Source organism: Streptococcus sp. HMSC062D07 (assembly GCF_001814215.1).
Taxonomy (GTDB): domain Bacteria; phylum Bacillota; class Bacilli; order Lactobacillales; family Streptococcaceae; genus Streptococcus; species Streptococcus infantis_I.
In genome coordinates this window covers 78,206-100,837 of the sequence record NZ_KV815334.1, presented here as the reverse complement: position 1 = coordinate 100,837, position 22,632 = coordinate 78,206, and the positions used below count along the sequence as shown (strand labels likewise).

Annotated in this window: 17 protein-coding genes; 13 read left to right on the top strand and 4 right to left on the bottom strand. The window is 41.0% G+C overall.

Annotation, left to right across the window (positions count from 1 at the left end; genetic code table 11):
• Window positions 1-89 precede the first annotated feature (89 nt).
• Window positions 90-2,591, bottom strand: a complete 2,502-nt coding sequence (gene leuS / locus HMPREF2957_RS07180) for a leucine--tRNA ligase (RefSeq protein WP_070678503.1) — start codon at window positions 2,589-2,591, stop codon at window positions 90-92.
• A 150-nt stretch (window positions 2,592-2,741) separates the two neighbouring features.
• Between leuS and HMPREF2957_RS07175 the strand changes: the two genes are divergently transcribed.
• From HMPREF2957_RS07175 to HMPREF2957_RS07115, 13 genes are all read left to right on the top strand, one after another.
• Window positions 2,742-4,391, top strand: coding sequence for a sensor histidine kinase (locus HMPREF2957_RS07175; protein WP_070678500.1), 1,650 nt, complete (start codon window positions 2,742-2,744; stop codon window positions 4,389-4,391).
• Complete coding sequence (locus tag HMPREF2957_RS07170; RefSeq protein ID WP_070678496.1) at window positions 4,384-5,154, top strand: response regulator transcription factor; 771 nt, start codon at window positions 4,384-4,386, stop codon at window positions 5,152-5,154. Before HMPREF2957_RS07175 ends, HMPREF2957_RS07170 begins: the two co-directional genes overlap by 8 nt.
• A gap of 114 nt (window positions 5,155-5,268) precedes the next feature.
• On the top strand, window positions 5,269-6,315 hold the full coding sequence (locus tag HMPREF2957_RS07165; protein WP_070678494.1) for an ABC transporter substrate-binding protein: 1,047 nt from the start codon (window positions 5,269-5,271) through the stop codon (window positions 6,313-6,315).
• 12 nt (window positions 6,316-6,327) lie between these two features.
• On the top strand, window positions 6,328-7,419 hold the full coding sequence (locus tag HMPREF2957_RS07160) for an ABC transporter ATP-binding protein (RefSeq protein ID WP_070678491.1): 1,092 nt from the start codon (window positions 6,328-6,330) through the stop codon (window positions 7,417-7,419).
• Window positions 7,409-9,067, top strand: coding sequence for an ABC transporter permease (locus tag HMPREF2957_RS07155; RefSeq protein ID WP_070678488.1), 1,659 nt, complete (start codon window positions 7,409-7,411; stop codon window positions 9,065-9,067). Before HMPREF2957_RS07160 ends, HMPREF2957_RS07155 begins: the two co-directional genes overlap by 11 nt.
• A gap of 148 nt (window positions 9,068-9,215) precedes the next feature.
• Window positions 9,216-10,232 carry an NAD(P)H-dependent glycerol-3-phosphate dehydrogenase gene (locus tag HMPREF2957_RS07150; protein WP_070678485.1) on the top strand — a complete coding sequence of 339 codons (1,017 nt, stop codon included), beginning with the start codon at window positions 9,216-9,218 and terminating at the stop codon, window positions 10,230-10,232.
• 21 nt (window positions 10,233-10,253) lie between these two features.
• Window positions 10,254-11,150, top strand: a complete 897-nt coding sequence (gene galU, locus HMPREF2957_RS07145; protein ID WP_070678482.1) for a UTP--glucose-1-phosphate uridylyltransferase GalU — start codon at window positions 10,254-10,256, stop codon at window positions 11,148-11,150.
• A 124-nt stretch (window positions 11,151-11,274) separates the two neighbouring features.
• On the top strand, window positions 11,275-13,818 hold the full coding sequence (gene pbp1b / locus HMPREF2957_RS07140; RefSeq protein ID WP_070678479.1) for a penicillin-binding protein PBP1B: 2,544 nt from the start codon (window positions 11,275-11,277) through the stop codon (window positions 13,816-13,818).
• 9 nt (window positions 13,819-13,827) lie between these two features.
• On the top strand, window positions 13,828-14,760 hold the full coding sequence (locus tag HMPREF2957_RS07135) for a DMT family transporter (protein WP_070678476.1): 933 nt from the start codon (window positions 13,828-13,830) through the stop codon (window positions 14,758-14,760).
• Between the two features lie 63 nt (window positions 14,761-14,823).
• On the top strand, window positions 14,824-15,522 hold the full coding sequence (gene dapD / locus HMPREF2957_RS07130; RefSeq protein ID WP_070678473.1) for a 2,3,4,5-tetrahydropyridine-2,6-dicarboxylate N-acetyltransferase: 699 nt from the start codon (window positions 14,824-14,826) through the stop codon (window positions 15,520-15,522).
• 61 nt (window positions 15,523-15,583) lie between these two features.
• Window positions 15,584-16,714, top strand: coding sequence for an N-acetyldiaminopimelate deacetylase (locus HMPREF2957_RS07125; RefSeq protein ID WP_070678470.1), 1,131 nt, complete (start codon window positions 15,584-15,586; stop codon window positions 16,712-16,714).
• A 3-nt stretch (window positions 16,715-16,717) separates the two neighbouring features.
• Window positions 16,718-17,257: a 5-formyltetrahydrofolate cyclo-ligase gene (locus tag HMPREF2957_RS07120; RefSeq protein WP_070678467.1), complete on the top strand. Its 540-nt coding sequence runs from the start codon at window positions 16,718-16,720 to the stop codon at window positions 17,255-17,257.
• A complete protein-coding gene (locus HMPREF2957_RS07115; protein ID WP_070678464.1) occupies window positions 17,241-17,915 on the top strand; it encodes a rhomboid family intramembrane serine protease in 675 nt (224 codons plus the stop codon). The genes HMPREF2957_RS07120 and HMPREF2957_RS07115 overlap by 17 nt, the downstream gene beginning before the upstream one ends.
• A gap of 79 nt (window positions 17,916-17,994) precedes the next feature.
• Here the strand turns inward: HMPREF2957_RS07115 and HMPREF2957_RS07110 are convergent, their stop codons facing one another.
• The 3 genes from HMPREF2957_RS07110 to rseP form a co-directional block, all read right to left on the bottom strand.
• Window positions 17,995-19,374 carry a glycoside hydrolase family 1 protein gene (locus tag HMPREF2957_RS07110; protein ID WP_070678461.1) on the bottom strand — a complete coding sequence of 460 codons (1,380 nt, stop codon included), beginning with the start codon at window positions 19,372-19,374 and terminating at the stop codon, window positions 17,995-17,997.
• Window positions 19,375-19,484: 110 nt separating this feature from the next.
• A complete protein-coding gene (locus HMPREF2957_RS07105) occupies window positions 19,485-21,338 on the bottom strand; it encodes a proline--tRNA ligase (protein WP_070678458.1) in 1,854 nt (617 codons plus the stop codon).
• Window positions 21,339-21,354: 16 nt separating this feature from the next.
• The gene (rseP, locus tag HMPREF2957_RS07100; RefSeq protein ID WP_036758094.1) at window positions 21,355-22,611 is read right to left on the bottom strand and encodes an RIP metalloprotease RseP; all 1,257 of its coding nucleotides are present in this window, start codon (window positions 22,609-22,611) and stop codon (window positions 21,355-21,357) included.
• Between the last annotated feature and the right edge of the window lie 21 nt (window positions 22,612-22,632).

Sequence of the window (22,632 nt, the reverse complement as noted above, 5' to 3'; positions counted from 1 at the left end):
TTATAAGTTTAAAGATGTGAATAGTATATCACATCTCACAGGTAATCTACAAAAAATCCTCCAGATTCTACTCTGAAGGACTTTTAAATTTATTTCGTTACGATATTTACAAGCTTGTTAGGTACACTAATCACTTTCACAATTTCTTTACCTTCGATCTCTGCTTTGACTTTTTCGTCAGAGAGAGCAACTTCTTGCAGCTCTTCGCGTGATAGATCTTTAGCGACCATGAGTTTAGCACGGACTTTTCCTTTGATTTGAACGACGATTTCGATTTCGTCTTCAACCAATTTGCTTTCATCCCATGTTGGCCAAGCTACGTAAGAGATTGACTCACCCGTCGCTGCGACTGTTTGCCAGAGTTCTTCTGCCAAGTGAGGTGCAAATGGGGCGATCAATTGGATAAAGCCTTTAGCGTAATCCACATAGAGTTTGTCTTCCTTATTAGCAGCGTTGACAAAGACCATGAGTTGGGCAATGGCTGTGTTGAACTTCATCGACTCGATTTGCTCAGTGACAGCCTTAACAGTTTCGTTATAAACCTTGTCAAGAGCACCATTGTTTTCCGCAACGATCTCCTTACTTGTAATCAAGCGGTACACACGGTCAAGGAACTTACGGCTTCCTTCCAATCCTTCTTCAGACCAAGCGATCGAAGCATCGAGTGGTCCCATGAACATTTCATAGACACGAAGGGTATCAGCACCGTATTGTTCCACCACATCGTCTGGGTTGACCACGTTCTTGAGGGATTTCGACATCTTGGCTGGTGCTTGTTCCAATTCTTCTCCTGTTTCCACATGGAAGAAGGAGCCGTCACGTTTTTCAACCTTGTCAGTCGCCACAAGAGCCCCACGGTGGTCACGGTAGCTTGTTCCCAAAATCATTCCTTGGTTAAAGAGTTTTTGGAATGGTTCTTTAGTTGGAACAACACCGATATCATAGAGGAATTTATGCCAGAAACGAGCGTAAAGCAAGTGAAGAACGGCATGCTCTGCACCACCCACGTAGATATCGACTGGCAACCATTGTTTGAGGAGGTCCTCATCAGCCAATTTCTCAGTGTTGTGTGGATCGATATAGCGGAGGTAGTACCAGCTTGAACCGGCCCATTGTGGCATAGTGTTGGTTTCACGACGACCTTTGACCCCATCTTCACGAATCACTTCAAGCCAGTCTGTCAAGTTAGCTAATGGGCTTTCCCCAGTACCTGAAGGGCGGATGTCCTTAGTAACTGGCAAGACAAGAGGCAATTCATTTTCAGGAACAACTGTTGAAGTCCCGTCTTCCCAATGAATGATTGGGATTGGTTCACCCCAGTAACGTTGACGGCTAAAGAGCCAGTCGCGGAGGCGGTAAGTCACCTTCTCTTGGCCACAGCCTTTTTCTTCCAACCAAGCCACGATTTTAGCAATCGCTTCTTCTTTGTTGAGACCGTTCAAGAAGTCAGAGTTGACGTGAAGGCCATCTTCAGTATAGGCAGCTTCTGCTACATTTCCACCTTCCAGCACTTCTACGATTGGAAGTCCAAACTGTTTGGCAAATTCCCAGTCACGCTCATCATGGGCAGGTACGGCCATAACGGCACCTGTTCCATAGCTAGCAAGAACATAGTCGGCAATCCAGATTGGAATTTCTTTGCCGTTTACAGGGTTGATAGCATAAGCACCAGTCCAAACCCCTGTCTTTTCCTTGGCAAGGTCTGTACGAGCCAAGTCTGATTTCAAGCTAGCTTGGTGTTTGTATTCAGCAACAGCCTCAGCTTGTTCCGCACTTACGATAGCATCTACTAGTTCATGCTCAGGCGCCAAAACAGTGAAGGTCGCCCCGAAAAGGGTATCAGGACGAGTGGTAAAGACGGTGAATTCCTTGTCTGTTCCTTTCACTTTGAAAGTGACATTGGCACCAGTTGATTTACCAATCCAGTTGCGTTGCATATCCTTGATAGACTCTGGCCAGTCAAGATCATCCAAGTCATTGAGCAAGCGCTCAGCATAGGCAGTGATTTTGAGCATCCATTGGCGCATTGGTTTGCGGACAACTGGATAGCCTCCACGCTCAGATGTTCCATCTGGAAGAACTTCTTCGTTGGCGATAGCTGTTCCCAATTCTTCAACCCAGTTTACTGGCACTTCAGCTTCATAAGCCAAGCCTTTTTCGTAAAGCTTAGTGAAAATCCATTGCGTCCACTTGTAGTAGTTTGGATCTGTAGTATTGACTTCACGGTCCCAGTCGTAAGAGAATCCAAGCGCATTGATTTGGCGTTTGAAGTTGGCAATGTTTTCCGCTGTGAATTCCGCCGGGTCATTCCCTGTATCCATAGCGTATTGCTCTGCAGGCAAGCCAAAGGCATCCCATCCCATTGGGTGAAGGACGTTGTAGCCTTGGGCACGTTTGAAACGACTGAGAATATCTGTCGCTGTATAGCCTTCTGGGTGCCCTACGTGAAGACCCGCTCCAGATGGGTAAGGGAACATGTCAAGCGCATAAAACTTAGGTTTTGAAGCATCTGTTCCTGTCTTAAAGGTGTGATGGTCAGCCCAGTGTTTCTGCCACTTAGGCTCGATTTCTTTGTGATTGTAAAAACTCATGCTGTCTCTCCAATTTTCGTGATGTTCCTATTATACCATTTTTAGAGGGAATTAGCCTCTTTATTCTTAACTCTTTTCTTTTTTGACCTTGCCTTCCATTTTTAATACTGCTATACTTACTTTAACAAACTCTTCCCAAAGAGGTGAATTATGCCCCATTCTTTCAAAAATTCTCTCCAAAAAGAGATTCTTCACCGCAGTTCTTTAGCTGCCCTAGCGACTTCTCTCTTACTCCTTATCCTTCTATTTGGTTTTTCCTATTTCCTTCAAAAGCAGCAACTAGCTAAGGATACTCAACAAATTACTCAACATGTTCAAGACATGAAACAAGCAAATTATGAATTATTGGAAACCATGAATAAAAAAATGGTTCCAGAATTTATAGAAGGTAAACACACTGATAGAGAATTATTTAGTCTATTTTATGAAACAAAAGCTCAACTAAAACTCAGTTCTGATTTTGTCATTCTCGATGAGACTGGCGAACTTTTATTTAGCACCAATCGCAATCATAAAGAAACTCTTTTAGCTCCCTATTATTTAAAATTATTAATTCAAAACACTACCCAAGGATCCATTTCAGAGAAAGTTGCTCTATCGATGGACAAGCAACATTATGCTGTCTTTATTATGCCTATAATTCAAAATCAACGAGCAATAGCATATAGTATTTCCTTTGTGAATGAGAATGATTTCGTATCAAGCATCCCCTTAATTAATTCAAAATACATCATCACAGATTCCTTTGGTAATATATACTCTAGTAATACTAATCAATTTACACAATCAACTCTGGAAAAATTTGATGAGAAATCGCTCCGTTCAAAAACACATTGGTTCGTTGAAAATCCAATTTTGATTGAAAAACGTAAAGTTGATTCAATTTTTTCAATTTACACTTTCCAATCATTCTTTCCTATTCCTAGCTTACTTAGCCTTGCTTCCATACTAACACTTTGTATCTTTCTATTATATTTTTGGCAGGCTAGGAGAATCGCCCATAAAATCGCAACCCATAATGCTGGTCCTATTGAAAGTTTAGTCTTTCAATTACATGAAATTCCTAAGAAAAAAGAAAAGAAACTTACTCTCCATACTGAGGATGAATTTGAACTGATAGCCGAGAAAATTAACGATATGCTACAGGAGTTGGACGAGCTTCATCAAAAGATGTTAACTATCGAGAAGGAAAAATGGGTCTTTGAAAGAAAGATGCTAGAAGCTCAGTTCAATCCTCACTTCCTATACAATACCTTGGAAACCATTAAAATCACGAGTATGATTGATGCGAGTATTACTCAAGAACTGATTCAAAATCTCACGCGCATCTTGCGATACAGTGTGACTGAATTAGAGAAAGAAACGACTCTTGGACAAGATTTAGAGATTATTGAAGCTTACTTAAAGATTCATCAAATTCGTTTTGAACAATTTTCTTATCAAATTAACTGTTCTCAAAGTCTATATTCCCAAACCGTTCCGAAACTTTTCCTATTACCGCTTGTAGAAAATGCTCTAAAATATGGAAGACAGTATCGTATTGACCTTGCTATCTCTATCCAAATCACTGAAGAGCAAGAAACACTGACTTTTATCGTTTTGGATAATGCAGGTGGTTTAACTAAACAAGAATGTTTCCATATCTTAGAATCTCTGAATAGTCCACATACGCAGCACGGTATTGTCAATAGTTACAAACGATTGAATAACTTTTTTGAAAATGTCGAGTTGGATTTAGGAGTAAATCCCAAAGGTGAAACTTGGGTGAAATTTGTCACGAAAGGAAGAACACATGTTTAAGCTAATCATTGTTGAAGACGAACACCTTATTCGAAAATGGCTTGAGATTGCTGTCGATTACTCTGCTTTAGGTATTCAAATTGTAGGAACTGCTAGCCATGGACAAGAAGGAATGGAACTGATTCAAAAACTAAAACCACATATTGTACTATCGGATATCACCATGCCCATCATGGATGCTTTTATGATGTTTGAAGCCACAAAGTCTATTTCCTATGAAAAAGTGATCTTATCTGGCTATGACGATTTCCAAAATGCTAAAAAAGCTATGCAATTTGGAGCTGTAGACTTCCTATCTAAGCCTATAAACGTCACAGAACTAACAGAGTGTCTAGAAAAAATAACACTTCGTCTCAAAATGACCCAACACCAATCCAATCCATTTTTACAAGACTATCAAACCTTTGTTACCTCTCTTCAAAAAATCAATCCTCAAAATCAACTGATTCAACAAATTCTCGAATTTGTACACCAACACTACTACCTACACTTTACCATTTCTACCATTGCAGAGAATCTAGGCTATAGCGAAAGTTATCTCTACAAGGTTATCAAAGAAGATTTCCCTATCACCTTGAACGAATACATCCTTCAATATCGTTTAAAACAAGCCGTTGAAAAGATGAGTCAACATCCTGACTCTCCTCTTAGTCAAATCGCTGAAGAAGTCGGCTTCTCAGACTATAAGTATTTTGGAAAAGTTTTTAAGAAATACTTTCATATTTCTCCAAAAGAATTAAAAAACATAGGAAGGATAGTTTAGAAATTATTCTTCTTTTTTGTAGAGAATTTTCCCCTAATAGGATAGAATTTTGGGTTTTAAAAGCGCTTACATTTTTTTAAAATAGATATAACAAAAACTTTGGAGGTATCCATCATGAAAAAGAAATGGATGTATTTTGCTGCTTGTGGACTTGCTATTTTGGGGCTGACCGCCTGTTCTTCTGACGAGGCTTCAGGAGATAAAGCTACTGAAAACGGAGGTAGCGATACTCTTGTAGTCTATTCGCCAAACTCAGAAGGACTAATTGGTGCAACAATCCCTGCTTTTGAAGAAAAATATGGCATTAAAGTTGAACTCATTCAAGCAGGAACTGGCGAACTCTTTAAAAAATTGGAATCTGAAAAAGAAGCACCTGTTGCAGATATCATATTTGGTGGTTCTTATACTCAATATGCTACTCATGGGGAGCTTTTTGAAAACTACGTTTCTCCTGAAAATGAAAATGTCATCAAAGAATATCAAAATACAACTGGTTACTCAACTCCTTATACATTAGACGGAAGTGTTTTAATTGTAAACCCTGATTTAACTAAGGGGATGAATATCGAAGGATATAGTGATCTTATCAAACCAGAACTCAAAGGTAAAATTGCAACTGCTGACCCAGCTAACTCTTCTAGTGCTTTTGCACAACTAACAAACATGCTACAAGCACAAGGTGGGTATACAGATGATAAAGCTTGGACATATGTCAAAGACCTCTTTACTTTGATCGACGGCAAAATTGGCTCAAGTTCATCTGGTGTTTACAAGGCTGTAGCAGATGGAGAAATGGCTGTTGGTCTTTCATACGAAGATCCTGCAGTTAAACTTCTAAACGATGGTGCCAACATTAAAGTTGTTTATCCAAAAGAAGGAACTGTCTTCTTACCAGCAAGTGCTGCTATTATAAAAAACGCGAAAAATAAAGAAAACGCTAAGAAATTTATCGACTTTATCATTTCTCAAGAAGTTCAAGATACCCTTGGTACAACAACTACTAACCGTCCAGTTCGTAAAAATGCTAAAACTAGCGAAAACATGAAACCAATCGAACAAATTAAAACACTAACTGAAGATTATAACTATGTCATCAAAAATAAATCAGATATTGTTAAAAAATACAACGAAATCTTTACAGATATCCAATCTAAACAATAAAAGAGGTCGACTATGAGCGAGATTAAAATTATTAATGCTAAGAAAATCTACAATGATGTACCTGTTATCGAAAATTTAAACGTTACCATTCCTAAGGGGAGCCTTTTCACTCTCCTTGGGCCTTCAGGGTGCGGAAAAACAACCTTGCTTCGTATGATTGCAGGTTTCAATAGCATCGAAGGAGGAGAATTCTACTTCGACGATACTAAAATCAACAATATGGAACCTAGCAAGCGAAACATTGGAATGGTTTTCCAAAACTATGCGATTTTCCCACATTTGACAGTGCGTGATAACGTAGCATTTGGACTCAAGCAAAAGAAAGTTCCAAAAGATGAACTCATCAAACAAACGAATAAATACCTTGAGTTAATGCAGATCTCCCAATACGCTGATCGTAGACCAGATAAACTTAGTGGTGGTCAGCAACAACGGGTTGCCTTAGCACGTGCCTTGGCTGTTAATCCTAGCGTTCTCCTCATGGATGAGCCCCTCAGTAACCTAGATGCAAAACTTCGCTTAGATATGCGTCAAGCTATCCGCGAAATCCAACACGAAGTTGGTATTACAACTGTCTACGTAACTCATGACCAAGAAGAAGCCATGGCTATTTCTGACCAAATTGCCGTTATGAAAGATGGTGTTATTCAACAAATTGGTCGTCCAAAAGAACTTTACCACAAACCTGCGAATGAATTTGTCGCAACCTTTATTGGTAGAACAAACATAATTCCTGCTCGTTTAGAAAAACAAGCTGATGGATCTTACATAGTCTTTGAAGATGGTTATTCTCTTCGTATGCCAGCTCTTGACCAAGTCGACGAACAAAACATCCGTGTCAGCATTCGTCCCGAAGAATTTATCCGTGATGAAAATGGCCCAATCGATGGAACAATTACCGACAGCGTTTACCTTGGATTAAATACTGAATACTTCATTGAAACAGGATTTGCTCCAAAACTTCAAGTGAGTGAAGAATCTACATTCGAAGAAGATTTAGAAAAAGGAAATCATGTTCGTTTACGTATCAATACTCAGAAACTCAATGTCTTCTCTGAAGATGGTTCTCGGAATCTCATAAAAGGAGTCAGCCATGGATCGTAAAAAACTAAATATCTGGACTGCATCTTCCTTCTTCATTTTCCTTACATACTTAGTTTTCTTAGTCTACCCAATCGTGACTGTATTAAAACAAGCGCTAATACATGAAGGTAGTTTCTCTTTAGAAAATTTTGTAACATTCTTTAGCAAATCTTATTATTCTGAGACACTCATTAATAGTTTTAAGGTTTCTGTAACTGCCACAATCACTTCTGTCGTTGTTGGTACCTTGCTAGCTTATCTTTTTTCAATGTATGACTTCAAGGGAAAGAAATTTTTACAAATTTTGATTATCATCGCATCCATGTCAGCTCCCTTTGTAGGTGCCTATTCTTGGATTCTACTTCTTGGTAGAAACGGAGTTATCACAAAATTTCTAACCAACACACTACATTTGCCAGGTTTTGATATCTACGGCTTTAAAGGTATTGTACTTGTCTTTACACTCCAACTTTTCCCTCTCGTATTCCTATACGTAGCTGGAACTATGAAGAGTATCGACAACTCCCTCTTGGAAGCTGCTGAAAGCATGGGATCTTTCGGCTTTAAACGAATTCTAACAGTCGTTTTGCCACTCTTAGTTCCAACTTTACTCGCAGCGGCACTCCTAGTCTTTATGAGAGCTTTCTCAGACTTTGGTACTCCGATGCTGATTGGTGAGGGATATCGTACCTTCCCGGTATTAATCTATACTCAGTTTATCAGTGAGGTTGGAGGCAACTCAGCATTCGCATCTGCTCTAGCAATCATGGCTATTACAATCGCACTTGCTATCTTCCTCATTCAAAAGTACATTTCAAATCGTTTCAGCTTTAGTATGAACTCGCTTCATCCAATCGAACCTAAGAAAACGACAAAAGGAAAGATGGCTGCTATTTATGTGACTGTTTATGGCATTATCTTATTCTCTGTATTACCTCAAGTTTACTTGATTTACACATCATTCCTTAAGACATCAGGTATGGTATTTGTTAAAGGATACTCATTAAATAGCTATAAGACAGCCTTTAACCGTATGGGATCTGCTATTTTCAATACCATTCGCATTCCTCTACTTGCCTTGATTCTAGTTGTTGTCTTTGCGACCTTCATCTCATACCTTGCAGTTCGTAAGCGCAACCTATTTACGAATCTAATCGATAGTCTTAGTATGGTACCTTATATCGTACCAGGAACAGTTCTCGGTATTGCCTTTATCTCTTCATTCAATACAGGTATCTTCGGAAGTGGCTTCCTTATGATTACAGGAACAGCCTTCATCTTGATCATGTCCCTATCTGTCAGAAGACTTCCTTATACTATTCGCTCTTCAGTTGCTAGTTTGCAACAAATTGCTCCTAGTATCGAAGAAGCTGCCGAAAGTTTGGGAAGTAGCCGTCTCAATACCTTTACTAAAATCACTACCCCAATGATGCTTTCAGGTATCATCTCAGGTGCAATCCTATCATGGGTAACAATGATTTCAGAACTTTCTACTTCGATTCTCTTGTACAATGTTAAGACTAGAACAATGACCGTAGCTATCTACACTGAAGTACTTCGTGGAAATTATGGCGTGGCAGCTGCTTTGTCAACTATCCTCACTGTCTTGACAGTTACTTCATTGTTACTATTTATGAAAATTTCTAAAAACAATAGTATTACACTCTAGTTTGTCTCCTAAAAACAGCCAAATTTCTTATTGGCTGTTTTTTTATTTATACTCTCTTACTAAGTTAATTCTTCATAAATAATATAGATGCAAGATAGGGCTTTTTATGGTAGAATATAGGAAAGTGCTTTCTCAGAAGGAGGGGAAAATGAACAAACAAACCATCGCTGTTTTAGGGCCTGGTTCTTGGGGTACTGCTCTGTCACAAGTTTTAAATGACAATGGACATGAAGTACGTATCTGGGGAAATATTCCTGACCAAATTGACGAAATCAATACACAACATACCAACAAACGCTATTTTAAGGATACTGTTTTAGACGAAAAGATTGTTGCCTACCATGATTTGGCAGAAGTCTTGAAGGGCGTTGACGCTGTCTTGTTCGTAGTTCCAACTAAGGTGACAAGATTGGTAGCTCAACAGGTAGCTGCTGTTCTTGATCATAAAGTGGTTATTATGCATGCTTCAAAAGGTCTCGAGCCAAATAGTCACAAACGTCTTTCAACCATTCTTGAAGAAGAAATCCCTGAAGAGTTCCGCAGTGAAATTGTGGTTGTATCTGGTCCTAGTCACGCAGAAGAAACAATCGTCCGTGATATTACCTTGATTACTGCTGCATCTAAGGATTTAGAGACAGCTCAGTATGTTCAAGCACTCTTTAGTAACCACTACTTCCGTCTTTATACCAATACAGATGTGATCGGAGTGGAAACAGCTGGTGCTCTTAAAAATATCATCGCGGTTGGTGCAGGAGCCCTTCATGGACTTGGATTTGGAGATAATGCCAAAGCAGCTATTATCACGCGCGGGCTTGCGGAAATCACTCGTCTAGGAGTCAAACTTGGAGCAAATCCACTGACTTATAGCGGACTTTCAGGTGTTGGGGATTTAATCGTCACCGGAACTTCTGTCCACTCACGCAACTGGCGAGCAGGTGATGCTCTTGGGCGTGGTGAAGCCTTGGCAGATATCGAAGCCAACATGGGAATGGTCATCGAAGGAATTTCAACTACCAAAGCTGCTTACGAATTAGCGCAAGAGCTTGGAGTCTATATGCCTATCACCCAGGCTATCTACCAAGTTATTTATGAAAATGTTAATATTAAGGATGCTGTTTCTGAACTCATGAGTAACGAGTTCAAAGCAGAAAACGAGTGGTCATAATCACCGTTAGAAAGGAAGCTCATGAAGCAAAAAGTTAGAAAAGCTGTTATCCCTGCCGCGGGGCTTGGAACTCGCTTCCTCCCGGCAACCAAAGCCTTGGCCAAAGAAATGTTGCCAATCGTGGATAAGCCAACTATTCAATTCATCGTTGAAGAAGCTCTAAAGTCTGGAATTGAGGATATTCTTGTTGTAACAGGGAAGTCAAAACGTTCTATCGAAGATCACTTTGACTCAAACTTTGAACTAGAATACAACCTCAGGGAAAAAGGAAAAACAGATCTCTTAAAATTAGTTGATGAAACAACAGGCATGCGCCTTCACTTCATCCGTCAAACACACCCACGTGGACTCGGAGATGCCGTTTTACAAGCCAAAGCTTTCGTCGGGAACGAACCTTTTGTGGTAATGCTGGGAGATGACCTCATGGATATCACTGATGACAGTGCTGTCCCATTGACCAAACAGCTCATGAATGATTACGAAGAGACTCACGCTTCTACCATTGCTGTGATGCCTGTACCACACGAAGAAGTCTCTGCCTATGGTGTTATCGCACCTCAAGGTGAAGGAAAAGACGGACTTTACAGCGTTGAAACCTTCGTTGAAAAACCAGCACCTGAGGATGCTCCTAGTGATTTAGCCATCATCGGTCGTTACCTTCTCACACCTGAGATTTTTGGTATTCTTGAAAATCAAAAACCTGGCGCCGGAAATGAAATCCAACTAACAGATGCTATCGATACCCTCAATAAAACCCAACGAGTATTTGCTCGCGAGTTTAAAGGTGCACGTTACGATGTCGGAGATAAGTTTGGATTTATGAAAACTTCCATCGAATATGCTCTCAAACACCCACAAGTTAAAGACCACTTGAAAGACTACTTGATTGATCTTGGAAAAGAACTTTCAGGTGAATAACAAACCCTTAAAACCAGGTTGAATTTACCTGGTTTTTTTGTTGCCTAACCCCTCTAAAGCTCGTCCAAGACTAATTTCTTGCAATCATTGCTTTTATGGTATAATAATAAGAGTGAGGAAAGAAATGAAGAATAAATTGTTAGAACTTAAAGAAAAAGGACTGGCTTTCCTTCAGTCCCTAAAAACAAAGTTAAAAAATATACATTTAGGAAAAAGTGGTCCTAAAAAATCTAAAAAGAAAAAGCAAACCAAAACGAATATTTGGACTATCTTTGCCAATATCTTACTGGGAATCAAGGCAACCTTTAATACCCTATTCATTATCGCCTTTCTTGGTGGACTTTTAGGTACTGGAGTTGTTTTCGGTTATGCAGTTTCCCTGTTTGATAAAGTAAGTGTCCCTCAAACAGAAGATTTAGTCAAACAAGTGAACGATATTTCATCCATCTCTGAAATTCGCTATGCAGATGGTTCCATGATTAGCGCTATCGAAAGCGATCTACTTCGCACTTCTGTGTCATCAGACGCCATTTCAGATAATCTCAAGCAAGCTATCGTTGCAACCGAGGATGAACACTTTGCAGAGCACAACGGTGTCGTTCCTAAAGCGGTTATTCGCGCCAGTCTAGGAAAATTCATCGGACTTGGTTCTTCCAGTGGAGGATCTACCCTAACACAACAGCTCATCAAACAACAAGTGGTTGGTGATGCTCCTACACTTGCTCGTAAAGCCAGTGAAATCGTGGATGCCTTGGCCTTAGAAAGAGCTATGAGCAAGGACGAAATCCTAACAACCTATCTCAATGTTGCTCCTTTTGGTCGTAACAATAAAGGTCAAAACATCGCAGGAGCTCAACAAGCAGCCAAGGGTATTTTCGGGGTTGACGCCAATCAGCTAACGATTCCTCAAGCAGCCTTCATAGCAGGATTGCCACAAAGTCCTATCTCCTACTCACCTTATGAATCAACTGGGGAAATGAAGAGCGAAGAGGATATGGAACTAGGTATCAAACGTTCAAAAGATGTCCTTTACAATATGTACAGAACTGGAGTGCTCAGTCAAGAAGACTACGAAACCTATAAGGCATATGACATTAAGCAAGATTTCTTACCAGCTGAAAGTGTAGACGTAACTTCTAGGGGCTATCTCTACTTTACTGCTCTCGATGAAGCAACTAATCTCATGTATGACTACTTGGTACAAAAAGACAACGTCTCTGCCCAAGAACTCAAAAACGAGTCTATCCAAAAATCCTATCGTGAATTAGCTGAAAAAGAAATTCAAAATGGTGGTTACCGTATCACTACTACAATCGACAAAACGATCCACGCTGCCATGCAAGATGCTGTGGCAAATTATGGCTACCTTTTAAATGATAGTAGTGGTCAACCTGAAGTCGGAAATGTCTTAATGGATAATAAAACAGGAGCCATCATAGGATTTGTAGGAGGACGAGATTACCAAAACAATCAAAATAATCATGCTTTTGATACTAAACGCTCTCCTGCCTCTACTACTAAGCCACTATTAGCTTATGGTATTGCTATTGACCAAGGATTGATGGGAAGTGCTAGTATCCTATCAAACTATCCTACCAACTTTGCTAACGGAACCCCTATCATGCACGTCAACAGTCCAGGAACAGCTATGATAAACCTTAAGGAAGCCCTCAATTATTCATGGAACATCCCTGCCTACTGGACCTATCGTATGCTCCGTGAAAAAGGAGTTGATGTCCGCTCCTACATGGAAAAAATGGGTTATGAAATCCCAGAATATGGTATTGAAAGTCTTCCTATGGGAGGAGGAATTGAAGTTACTGTAGCTCAACATACAAATGGATATCAAACACTTGCTAATAATGGAGTTTACCATAAAAAATACATGATTTCGAAAATCGAAAAAAGCAATGGCGAGGTCATATATGAGCATAAAGACGAACCTGTTCAGGTCTACTCTAAAGCTACTGCAACCATTATGCAAAGTCTATTGAGAGACGTACTTTCATCACGAGTAACCACGAGCTTTCAAAGCGATCTTGCTTCCATCAATTCTAAGTTAGCAGGTGCTGATTGGATTGGTAAAACTGGTACAACCAACGAAGAAGGTGATATGTGGCTCATGCTTTCAACTCCAAAATTGACTCTTGGAGGCTGGGTTGGTCACGATGATAATAGTCCCCTAGCTAACGGCGCATACTTCCGTAATGCTAAGTACATGGCTAATCTGGTAAATGCTATTCAACAAGCTTCTCCTTCTGCTTGGGGAACTGAGCGTTTCAGCCTTGATTCAAGTGTAACTTCTTCTCAAGTTCTTAAATCAACTGGTCAAAAGCCAGGACGAGTTAATCTCAACGGAAAAGATTACGAAATTGGCGGAGAGACTGTTACAAGTTACTGGGCCAACCAAGCTGGTGCCCCAACTACGACATTCCACTTTGCAATTGGTGGTAGTGAGGCTGACTATCGAAATGCTTGGAATACAATTGTTGGAAATTTAATAAAACAAGATAACAAAGACAAAGATAAAAAAGACAAAGATAACAATAACAATAGCAACAATAATAATCGAAGTAATAACAGTAGCAACAGCAATAATAATGGTAATACTAACAATAATACTACCAGTGAGAGCAACAACTCTTCTTCGAATAGATCCCAACGCTAACCTTTCTATATGAATCAGTATCAAAAGAATATTTTTAAGGGAACCATTTACTCCCTCCTATCTGGATTAATATGGGGTATTTGTGGCATTTTAGGAGAATTCTTCTTTACGCATTATCAAGTATCATCTGGCTGGATTACTTCCATGCGACTAAGCCTTGCAGGTGGTTTCGTACTTATCTTTTCTAGCTTTAAGTTCCGCTCACAGCTATTCGATATATGGAGAAAGCGCAAAAACTACCTGCCTTTTCTGGCTTATGCCATCTTAGGAATCTTCTCTGTTCAGTATTTCTTCTATCTCTGTGTAGAACACTCTAATGCGACAACTGCAACCATCCTACAATTTATCAGTCCTGTCTTCATTCTCATATACAACCGTATCATCTACAAGAAAAAAGCTTCTAAAAAAGCAATCTTCTATGTTTTAACTGCCATGCTTGGGGTCTTTTTGATGGCTACCAAAGGCGATCTCTCTAAGTTATCCATCACTCCTATCGCTTTATTAACTGGACTTCTCAGTGCGCTGGGCGTCATGTTTAATGTCATTTTGCCCCAGCCATTTGCTCGAAAATATGGTTTTGTTCCCACTGTTGGTTGGGGAATGATGCTGGCTGGACTCTTTAGTAATTTTCTCTATCCTGTTTATAGAATTAGTTTTCAGCTGGATTGGGTGAGCATCTTGATTTGTTTGACCATTGCCTTTTTGGGAACAGCTTTTGCCTTTTTCCTATCTATGAAGGCTGTATCACTCGTATCCCCATTGGTGGTGTCAGTGGTCAGTGCAAGTGAACCGCTATCCTCTGCTATTCTAAGCGTTCTATTTCTAGGTCTTGTCTTGGACGGCTACCTGCTATTAGCTATGATTTTGATTATTATTCCCATGATCTTCTTATCCATCGAAGAATCAAAGGACAAACTAAAAGAATCTTCTTTTAACACTTAAGGCTTCAATTTTGAAGCCTTTTTTGGTAGAATAGTAAGCATTACAAAGAGTGAGGAGACATCTATGACTGCTACAAAAATGAATGCACAAGAAATTATCCAATTTATCGCAAATGCTGAGAAAAAGACAAGTGTAAAAGTGACCTTTGAGGGGCAACTTACTGGATCTATCCCTGCTTCTGTTACCAAGCTTGGAAATGTTCTCTTTGGAGACTGGAAGGATATCGCACCTCTTCTTGAAGGACTAACAGAAAATAAAGATTATGTTGTTGAGCAAGACGCTCGCAACTCAGCTGTACCTCTCCTTGATAAACGCGACATCAATGCTCGTATCGAACCAGGGGCTATCATCCGTGACCAGGTTGAGATTGGCGATAACGCTGTTATCATGATGGGAGCTGTGATCAATATTGGTGCTGAAATCGGTGCTGGCACTATGATTGACATGGGTGCTATTCTAGGTGGACGTGCTATTGTCGGTAAAAATAGTCACGTAGGTGCCGGTGCTGTTCTTGCAGGTGTTGTCGAACCAGCTAGTGCAGAGCCTGTCCGTGTCGGTGATAATGTACTCATCGGTGCTAACGCTGTGGTTATCGAAGGTGTTCAAATCGGTAGCGGTTCTGTTGTTGCAGCAGGTGCCATCGTCACTCAAGATGTTCCAGAAAATGTTGTGGTTGCCGGTGTCCCAGCTCGTGTTATCAAAGAAATCGATAGCCAAACCCAACAAAAAACAGCGCTAGAAGATGCGCTTCGCACCTTGTAAATAGTAACAGAGGCGGAAACTCTTCCAGCCTCTTTATCGTATCAGCAGAAGGAAATTAACTATGTTAGATTTGATTCAGACTCGACGTGATCTTCACCAAATTCCTGAGATCGGTTTAGAAGAAGTCAAGACTCAAGCTTATTTGCTCAATGTCATTGAGAAATTAACAGTTGGTAAAGATTTTGTTCAAATTCGCACTTGGCGAACAGGTATTTTAGTGTATTTACAGGGAAGTCAGCCAGAACGTACCATCGGTTGGCGGACAGATATCGACGGACTCCCAATCGTTGAACAAACAGGTCTTGCCTTTGCCTCTCAACACCCAGACCGTATGCATGCTTGTGGGCATGACTTTCACATGACCATTGCCCTAGGAAGTCTCGAACGCGCTCTAGAAAACCAACCTAAAAATAATCTCCTCTTTCTCTTCCAACCTGCCGAGGAAAACGAAGCAGGTGGCATGCTCATGTATGAAGACGGGGCCTTTGACGACTGGTTGCCTGACCAATTCTATGGGCTTCATGTTCGTCCAGACCTAAAAGTTGGACAGATTGCGACCAATACCCATACACTCTTTGCAGGAACTTGCGAAGTCAAGATTCGCTTCAAGGGTAAAGGTGGTCACGCAGCCTTTCCACATCAAGCAAACGACGCTCTGGTTGCAGCTAGCTATTTTGTCACTCAAGTTCAGTCAGTCGTTAGCCGTAATGTTGATCCTATCGAGGGAGCTGTCGTCACTTTCGGTGTCTTTCAAGCTGGAACAACCAATAATGTCATCGCTGATACAGCTTTCTTGCATGGAACCATTCGAGCTCTCACACATAGCATGAGCCTCTTAGTTCAAAAACGTGTCAAAGCCATCGCTGAAGGTGTCGCAGCTGCTTTTGATATGGATGTGGAAGTTGAACTCAAGCAGGGAGGTTACCTACCTGTCGAAAACAACCCTGAATTAGCTCGAGAATTGATGACCTTCTTTGATGAAAAAGAGGGAATTGAACTAATCGACATCGAACCTGCCATGACAGGAGAAGACTTTGGTTATCTTCTCTCCAAGGTTCCCGGTGTCATGTTCTGGCTTGGAATTGATAGTCCCTATGCTCTTCACCATCCAAAGATGAGTCCTAAGGAAGAAGCTCTGGCAATTGGAGTCGAGGCTGTATCAAGCTTTTTAGCAAAGAAAGCTGCGGAGTAAACAATGAAAAAAGCCCTACGCAAGCAGGTCTTGCAAGAACTCAAATCTCTATCAGCCGAAGAAAAGGAAGTCATGGACGCTTGGTTGAATGAGCAACTACTTCTACATCCCTTCTACAAGGAAGCAAAAACCATCGCCACTTACCTGTCTTTCCCTCATGAATTTCAGACAGCTAGACTCATTGAACAGGCTCAAAAAGATGGGAAGACACTCCTCATTCCCAAAACCTATCCACATGGAAAAATGGACTTTGTTCTATATGAACCAGAGAAACTCGAAAGAAATTCTTTTGGACTTCTTGAACCTCAAGGAGACTTCACAATCCTTGAACCCTCTCAGATTGACCTGATTCATGTTCCTGGTTTGGCTTTCAACACTTCTGGCTATCGGGTTGGCTATGGAGGTGGCTATTACGACCGCTACTTAGAGCGTTTCCCAGGTCATACTATTAGTACGATTTATCCATGTCAGATTCAGAATTTTCAACCTGAGCACTACGATATTCATGTTGAGGAGGTACTCATCTATGAAAGAAATTTTTGATCGTCGGTATCCTGTCACGAGCTTCTTTCTACTCGTGACAACCCTGGTTTTTATACTCATGTTTCTAACCAGTGGTTTCAACTATACCAGCGCAGCCACCTTGTATAAATTCGGAGCTGTGTATCCCCCTGCTATCAAGGCCATGCCTGAACAAATCTGGCGCTTATTCTCCGCAACCTTTGTCCACATTGGCTTGCAGCACTTTTTAGTCAATATGCTATCCCTCTACTTTTTGGGACGTCAGATGGAGCAAATCTTTGGCTCCAAACAGTTTTTCTTTATCTACCTTCTATCAGGTATGATGGGAAATCTCTTTGTCCTAGTTTTTAGTCCCAATGCTATTACTGCAGGTGCTTCAACTGCCCTCTACGGTATGTTTGCCTCAATTGTTGTTCTCCGATATGCTTCACGCAATCCCTATCTCCAACAACTTGGTCAATCCTACCTCTCCCTCTTAGTCATCAATCTAGTAGGTAGTATTTTAATGCCTGGTATCAGCCTTGCTGGGCATGTTGGGGGTGCTGTCGGGGGTGCATTACTGGCTATCGTCTTCCCAGTTCGAGGAGAACGAAAGATTTACAGCCCAGGCCAACGTGGTCTAGCAACCCTAGCCTTTATTGCTTTATCAGCTCTACTACTTTTTATCGGACTATTATAAGAACAAGAAAAACCATTGGAAGTTCTCAAATTGAGAAGTTCATTTCCAATGGTTTTTTTGAATCTATTTGAAAAATTGCTTAAAATCCATTATTGTCACTGAGTTCTTTGAACCAGTGCCCTGATTTTTTCAAGCGGCGTTCTTGTGTTTCTAAGTCAAGCTCGACCAAACCATAGCGGTTTTTATAGCTGTTGAGCCATGACCAGCAATCGATAAATGTCCAGATCAAGTAGCCTTTACAATTAGCACCGGCTTCAATGGCACGATGAAGTTCACGAAGGTGATCTTTGACAAAGTCAATACGATAATCATCCTGAATCATTCCATTTTCACGGAATTTATCTTCACCTTCAACGCCCATCCCATTCTCTGTCAACATCCACTCGATATTGCCATAGTTTTCCTTGATGTTTTGAGCGATATGGTAAATCCCTTGTTCATAGATTTCCCAGCCACGGTGCGGATTAATCTTACGACCAGGCATGACATAAGGTTCATAGAAATGTTCTGGTAAGAGCGGACTATCAGGATGCTTAGCAAAACGTGGCGCCATGACACGCAAGGGTTGATAGTAGTTGACTCCAAGAAAATCTACTGTATGTTCACGAATGAGGTTCAACTCCTCAGCCGTAGAATCTGGCAGCAAATCATGCTCAGCTAAAATTTCCACTAATTCTTCTGGATAAGTTCCCAAGACAGATGGATCTAGAAAAGATTGAGCTTGAAATAGATCAGCTATGCGTGCAGCTTTGACATCCGCAGGATGTTGACTACGTGGATATGCTGGTGTCAAGTTGAGGACAATCCCAATCTTAGAATCAGGCAAAACCTCATGACAAGCCTTAACCGCAAGACTACTAGCCAGTTGAGTGTTATAAGCTACCTGAACCGCAGCTTTGGCATCCACCTTATGTGGATAATGGGCATCATAGAAATAGCCAAACTCAACAGGAACGATAGGCTCATTGAAGGTAATCCATTGGTCCACCAAGTCTCCATAGGTCTCAAAACAGAAACGAGCATAGTCTTCATAAGCTTTGATGGTCGCCTTATTTTCCCAACCATCCCCATCTTCTTGAAGGGCAAAAGGCAGATCAAAGTGATAAAGATTGACTAAGAGACGGATTCCCTTGGCCTTAATAGCTTCAAAGACCTGACGGTAGAAAGCCACACCTTGAGGATTGACTTCTCCACGACCCTGTGGAAAAATACGAGACCACTGGATAGAAGTCCGGAAGGCTGTATGCCCTGTTTCTAACAATAGTTCGATATCTTTTTCCCAATTTTCATAAAAGGTCGATGTTTTGTCTGGTCCAATGCCATTGTAGTAGCGATTCGGCTCTACTTGGTACCAATAATCCCAGAGATTATCTCCCTTGCCGTCACCAGGCACTCGCCCTTCTGTCTGTGGCCCAGAAGTTGAGGAACCCCAGACAAAATCCTTTGGAAATTTTAGCATAGCTCTACCTCTTTATTTACTCTTTTTATGTTTATTTTATCTCATTATAGAGAAAAAACAAGCCAAAAACTAGTTACATTTTTGTCTTGTTTTTCTTCTGATTATAGATTTTATTTATTTGTTAGGATTTCAAGGGTTTCAAGCAAGCTATCTGCGTGAACTTCGATAGTATCTCCAGTAGCCTTAATCTTAACTTCTACGATACCATCAGCTGCTTTTTTACCGACAGTGATACGGATTGGAAGACCAATCAAGTCGCTATCGCTAAATTTAACACCGACACGTTCGTTACGGTCATCCGTCAAGACTTCGTAGCCTTTATTGACCAAAGCTTCTTCGATACGATCTGTCAATGCAAGACTTGCTTCATCCTTGACATTAACTGGAATCAAATGTACATCAAATGGTGCCAATTCTTTAGGGAAGTTGATTCCCCAAGCGTAACGGTATTCACCTTTTGGAGTTTTGTTAACAAAGAGGCGAGCGTGTTGCTCCATAACTGCTGAAAGGAGACGACTAACACCGATACCATAACATCCCATGATGATTGGAACTGCACGACCGTTTTCGTCCAAGACATCTGCTCCCATACTTGCTGAGTAGCGAGTTCCGAGTTTAAAGATGTGACCAATTTCGATACCACGCGCAAAGTTGAGCACACCTTGTCCATCTGGAGAGATTTCACCCTCACGAACTTCACGGATATCAACATACTCAGCAGTGAAGTCACGACCAGGGTTCACACCAGTTAAGTGGTAACCATCTTCGTTAGCACCTACAACAGCATTGCGACTATCTTGCACCTTGCGGTCTGCGATAATCTTGACATTTTCTGGAAGATTGACTGGGCCAAGTGAACCAAAGTCCGCTCCCAATAATTCTTTCACTTCCGCTTCGGTTGCAGGTTCTAAGAAGTCTGCACCAAGGTAGTTTTTCAATTTGACTTCATTGAGTTGGTCATTGCCAACGAGTAGGGCAACAACTGGCTCCTCGTCTGCGATATAAACCAAGGTCTTGATTGTTTGCTCTTCAGAGACATTCAAGAAAGCAGCAACTTCATCAATCGATTTGACACCTGGTGTTTCCACACGTGCTACTTGGTCTTCAGTCACAACACGGTTGCTTGGTTTGTAGGCGTTTGTTGCCATTTCCAAGTTAGCTGCATAGCTTGACTCACTTGAGTAGGCAATAGTATCTTCACCAGAAACCATCCATTTGAGCAATTCTGCCTTGATTTCTTTCTGTACATCTACAGGAATCTCATCAAATGATGCGACAGACTTGTCTAAAACAACCCAACGGTCAAGGTCTGTACGAGCAGGTGTGATGGCCATAAACTCTTGGCTATCCTTACCACCCATGGCTCCACCATCACCGATGATTGCTTTGAAGTCTAAACCACTACGAGTGAAGATACGCTCGTAAGCTGCCTTGTACTCATCATAGGTTACATCCAAGCTATCGTAGTTAGCGTGGAAGCTATAACCATCTTTCATGATAAATTCACGCGTACGAAGAAGTCCATTACGTGGACGTTTTTCATCACGATACTTAGGCTGGATTTGGTACAAGTTCAAAGGCAATTGCTTGTATGACTTGACAGAATCACGGACAATAGCCGTAAAAGTTTCTTCGTGAGTTGGACCCAAGATAAAGTCTGACTTCTCACGATTTTTCAATTTGTACAAGTCTTCACCGTAGGTTTCATAACGGCCAGATTCACGCCAAAGGTCAGCACTGAGAAGGGCAGGAGCCAACATTTCAACAGCACCCATCTTATCAAACTCTTGACGCATGATGTTCTTGGCTTTTTCGATAACACGGTTAGCAAGTGGCAGGTAAGAGTAGACTCCTGCTGATACTTGACGAACATAACCAGCACGCAACATAAGGGCGTGGCTGATAACTTGAGCATCGCTTGGCATTTCGCGAAGCGTTGGAATAAGCATTTTACTTTGTTTCATATTTTTCCTCTAATTCTTAAAAGAAGGTACGCATGATGTCGTTCCAAGTCACGGCGATCATCAAGACAACCATAATCACAACTCCAACTAGAGTAACATAGGTTTCAATTTCTTGTTTCAGCGGTTTACGGCGAATGGCTTCGATGATGTTGAGCACGATTTTTCCACCGTCTAGTGCCGGGATAGGAATCAAGTTAAAAATCCCGATATTGATGGAAATCATAGCCAAGAAGAACAAGACATTCTCAAGACCATTTTTAGCAGCATCACTACTTGCCTTAAAGATAGCAACAGGTCCACCCAATTTATTCAAGTCAGGCTGAAAAATCAAGCTCTTCAAGGCATTGAGAATGCGCAAGGCCGAGTCAGCCGCACTAGTAAATCCACCTACAAACATAGACCAGATATCTGATTTGAGTCTCGGTTGAACACCTAGAATATAGCGACCTTGGTTTTCCTCAGGGGTCACACTGACTTGTTTTTCAGTTCCATTTTCAGAGACTGTTACATCCAATACCGGTGCTGTTTTGTCTTTGGTCTCTGCTTCAACAGCCTGAATCAAATCTTGCCAGTTACTAATTTCGTGTGAACCGACTTTAGTGATTTGTGCTGTATTTTCAACACCGGCCTTAGCTAATGCACTGTTGGGAATAATACTGAAGTTATTCGTTTGCGTATCACGAACGCCACCTTGCATGAAAATTAAAATCCAAAAGACAATGATTCCCAAGATAAAGTTGTTCATCGGCCCGGCAAAGTTAGTAATCAATTTACCCCAGACAGTCGCATTCTGATATTGAACATCTAGCGGAGCGATACGAACTTCCGTCCCATCAGCTTCCACGATAGTTGCATCATGGTCTACAGAGAAAGTTTTTTCCTCTTCCAAAACCAGACCTGTGATAAAGAGCTTATCCTCAAAGTCGAACTGGGTTACCTGCATAGGAAGAGCCGTTTGGTCAACCTTCTTACCAGAAAGATTGATGCGCTTAACCTTGCCATCTTCAGCCAAAGTCAAACTAACAGGAGTTCCTGTCTTTATCTCTGTAGTATCCTCACTCCAACCTGCCATGCGGACATAACCACCAAGCGGTAGGAGACGAATCGTGTAAGCAGTCCCGTCTTTCCCGATATGGGCAAAGATTTTCGGACCCATACCAATGGCAAATTCACGAACCAGAATTCCAGACTTCTTAGCAAAGTAGAAATGGCCGAACTCGTGAACCACCACGATAATTCCAAAAACAAGGATAAAGGTTAATAATCCTAACATTTAATATTTGTTCACCTTTCC

Excerpts from the sequence above, each read along its gene's own strand:
- HMPREF2957_RS07125 (WP_070678470.1), top strand. The coding sequence starts at position 15,584 with ATGTTAGATTTGATTCAGACTCGACGTGATCTTCACCAAATTCCTGAG.
- HMPREF2957_RS07165 (WP_070678494.1), top strand. The coding sequence starts at position 5,269 with ATGAAAAAGAAATGGATGTATTTTGCTGCTTGTGGACTTGCTATTTTG.
- HMPREF2957_RS07175 (WP_070678500.1), top strand. The coding sequence starts at position 2,742 with ATGCCCCATTCTTTCAAAAATTCTCTCCAAAAAGAGATTCTTCACCGC.
- HMPREF2957_RS07115 (WP_070678464.1), top strand. The coding sequence starts at position 17,241 with ATGAAAGAAATTTTTGATCGTCGGTATCCTGTCACGAGCTTCTTTCTA.
- HMPREF2957_RS07155 (WP_070678488.1), top strand. The coding sequence starts at position 7,409 with ATGGATCGTAAAAAACTAAATATCTGGACTGCATCTTCCTTCTTCATT.
- HMPREF2957_RS07105 (WP_070678458.1), bottom strand. The coding sequence starts at position 21,338 with ATGAAACAAAGTAAAATGCTTATTCCAACGCTTCGCGAAATGCCAAGC.
- HMPREF2957_RS07170 (WP_070678496.1), top strand. The coding sequence starts at position 4,384 with ATGTTTAAGCTAATCATTGTTGAAGACGAACACCTTATTCGAAAATGG.
- leuS (WP_070678503.1), bottom strand. The coding sequence starts at position 2,591 with ATGAGTTTTTACAATCACAAAGAAATCGAGCCTAAGTGGCAGAAACAC.
- HMPREF2957_RS07150 (WP_070678485.1), top strand. The coding sequence starts at position 9,216 with ATGAACAAACAAACCATCGCTGTTTTAGGGCCTGGTTCTTGGGGTACT.
- rseP (WP_036758094.1), bottom strand. The coding sequence starts at position 22,611 with ATGTTAGGATTATTAACCTTTATCCTTGTTTTTGGAATTATCGTGGTG.
- galU (WP_070678482.1), top strand. The coding sequence starts at position 10,254 with ATGAAGCAAAAAGTTAGAAAAGCTGTTATCCCTGCCGCGGGGCTTGGA.
- HMPREF2957_RS07135 (WP_070678476.1), top strand. The coding sequence starts at position 13,828 with ATGAATCAGTATCAAAAGAATATTTTTAAGGGAACCATTTACTCCCTC.
- pbp1b (WP_070678479.1), top strand. The coding sequence starts at position 11,275 with ATGAAGAATAAATTGTTAGAACTTAAAGAAAAAGGACTGGCTTTCCTT.
- HMPREF2957_RS07160 (WP_070678491.1), top strand. The coding sequence starts at position 6,328 with ATGAGCGAGATTAAAATTATTAATGCTAAGAAAATCTACAATGATGTA.
- HMPREF2957_RS07120 (WP_070678467.1), top strand. The coding sequence starts at position 16,718 with ATGAAAAAAGCCCTACGCAAGCAGGTCTTGCAAGAACTCAAATCTCTA.
- HMPREF2957_RS07110 (WP_070678461.1), bottom strand. The coding sequence starts at position 19,374 with ATGCTAAAATTTCCAAAGGATTTTGTCTGGGGTTCCTCAACTTCTGGG.
- dapD (WP_070678473.1), top strand. The coding sequence starts at position 14,824 with ATGACTGCTACAAAAATGAATGCACAAGAAATTATCCAATTTATCGCA.